Here is a 2,310-nt window from a genome sequence, read left to right as displayed (position 1 = left end):
CTCGTGGCCGGCCTCGCCGCGGGCCCGGCCGGCGCCGGTGGCCTCGTCCGTCCGGCCGGCTCGCGGCTGTTCCGTCCCCGGCCGTTCCGCCGGGGTTCCGGTTCCGTCGCCCGTGTCCGGCCTGTCCTGGTATTCCTCCGCCTGCCTGGCCTCTTCTTTTTCTTCGTCTCGTACGTGATTGTGTGTCTTGGGGGACATCGAGCCTCCCTCCGCTATGATGTCACCCTCCCCAGAGGCAAACCCCGGGTAAACAAAAGATCTCGTCCTGGATAAAATTTCGCCTCGGGTAAAAAGATCCTGGGCCCGGTTCCGGAGATTTTTCGGCGGGGCTGGGGTGGCTGCCGACGTTTCGTCCCGCTTCTGGTATTTCGTTCCTCCTGCGACGACGGTGTCTTGTCGCGATATTCGTCCGGCGACGATGTGCGCGTGTTTCTGACGGTTCTTCTCGTTCGTCCGATGGCCGAGTCCGCCCGGCGGCCTTTCCCGGCGGTTCGGCGATGGCGGACGCACTCCCCGCGACGGCGGGCGCGGGCCATCCGATGGGCCGCCCGCCGGTTAGGCGGTGCCGGCCACCGGGTACCGGCTGTCGAGTGGGGTACCCGCGGGGCCACAGCCGTGGGGGGACGCGGCGCCGGCCATGACGTGCGCTGTCAGGCCACGGTCCGCGCGTCGGCCATGGCCTGACGGCCGATCGGATGTCGTAATCGGATGTCGCATCGGGCGCCGTCCGGGTGTGGCTCGGATGGCATGGCGTCCGCTGGTCGATGCCGCCCCGTCGATGATCGACGGGATCGGGTTGAGCGCGATCGACGGGATCGGTGAGGAGGTCCGCCGATGCGGCTGCCGGATCCCCGCTCGGGTGCGCGGCGTGCCCTGGCCGGAGGACGTCTCCTGTGCGACGCGGGACTGATGCTGCTGGCCGGGCCGCTGCTGGAGCGGATGCCGCTGCTGGAGCGGATGGAGCCCTCCGCCGCGGACCAGTCCGACCACCGGCCTGACCAGGCCGGTCACACCGGTCATGTCGCTCATGTCGGTCGGGCGGGGCGGGCCGCCGGCCGGCTGGCCCGCCCCGGCGGCGACGGGGGCGCCTGTCTCAGGGTGGCCAGCCTGCGGGTGCGCGGCATCGGCGGGCTGTCGCACCCGTCGCGTCGGCGGCTGGTGGAACAGGAGCTGGAACGCCGTCCCGGAGTGCGGTGGGCCCGGGTCAACGCGCCGCTGGGACGGCTCCTGGTTGGCCTGACCGAGCCGTATCCGCGGATGGGTGAGCTGGCCGTGGCCGCCGAGCGTGCCGTTCGCGCCATCCGCGGCGAGCCGGCCGAGCAGCGGGCTGAGCAGGAGACCGCCGGGGATCAGAGCGCCGGGGATCAGAGCGCCGGGGATCGGACCGACGAGGACCAGGGCACGGTGGGCGTGGGTCAGCCGTCCAGGGCCGCCGACCCGCCGGACGCGGTGGCCGTGGTGCTGCGCGCGGCCGCCGCGCTCGCCGCGGACGGGATCGCCCTCACCGTGGCGTCAGTGGGCCGCGCCGCCCGCTGGACGCCGTTGCCGGCGGAGCTCGCCGCGCTGGTCATGGCCGTCGACACCCAGCCGCGGCTGCGCGCGGTCGTGGAGCGGACGATCGGGCCGCAGCGGGCGGACATCGTCCTGGCGGTGGCCAACGCCGCCGCGCTGGGGCTGGCCGGCAGCCACAGCGGTCTCGGTCTGGACGCCGCCCACCGGGTGCACGCCCTCGCCGCCGCCCGGGCCCGCCGGGACGCCTTCGCCGGCTCCGAGCTGCTGGGGGACCCCGACCGGGCCGGCGCCGGGCCGGTGGCCCGCAAGCGGCCCGGGCCGGTGCCGGCCGGCCCGGCGGAACGCTACGCGGACGCCGCCGGGGCGGGTCTGCTGGCGGTCTTCGGTGCCACGGCCGCGCTGACCGGCGGCCCGCGGCGGGCCACCGCCGCCGCGCTGGCCATGCTCCCGCGCCCGGCTGGTCTTGGCCGGGAGGGCTTCTGCGACCAGCTCACCGTCGTCCTGGCGCGCCGGGGAGCGCAGGTGATGAGCCCCGGGGCGCTGCGGCTGCTGGACCGGGTCGACACGGTCGTGCTCGACTCCGACGTGCTGGTCGGCACGGCGTTCACCCTCGGTGAGGTCATCCCACTGGCCGGTGCCGACGCGAGCAAGGTCGCCGTCCGGGCGTACGCGCTGTTCCAGCCGGCCGATCCGACGGCGACGGCCCAGGCGGACGGCTGGACGCTCGCACCGATCGAACGGCTGCTCGGCGACGACGGCAGGCTCGGCGACGACGGCAGGCCCGGTGACGACGGCAGG

1 protein-coding gene and 1 pseudogene are annotated in these 2,310 nt (G+C 74.7%); one reads left to right on the top strand and one right to left on the bottom strand.

What is annotated here, in order from left to right; all coding sequences use genetic code 11:
• Window positions 1-198, bottom strand: a 198-nt coding sequence (locus AC5LUJ_RS22910; protein WP_493465739.1) for a hypothetical protein, incomplete at its 3' end; no start/stop codon positions are given.
• Between the two features lie 636 nt (window positions 199-834).
• Between AC5LUJ_RS22910 and AC5LUJ_RS22905 the strand changes: the two are divergent.
• Window positions 835-2,310 (top strand): annotated as a pseudogene (locus AC5LUJ_RS22905) (cation-translocating P-type ATPase); the annotation flags it as partial.

The organism is Protofrankia sp. CiP1_Cm_nod3, assembly GCF_982290655.1.
Note: the sequence above shows the minus strand (reverse complement) of the source record. Positions and strands in the feature narration are given on the sequence as shown.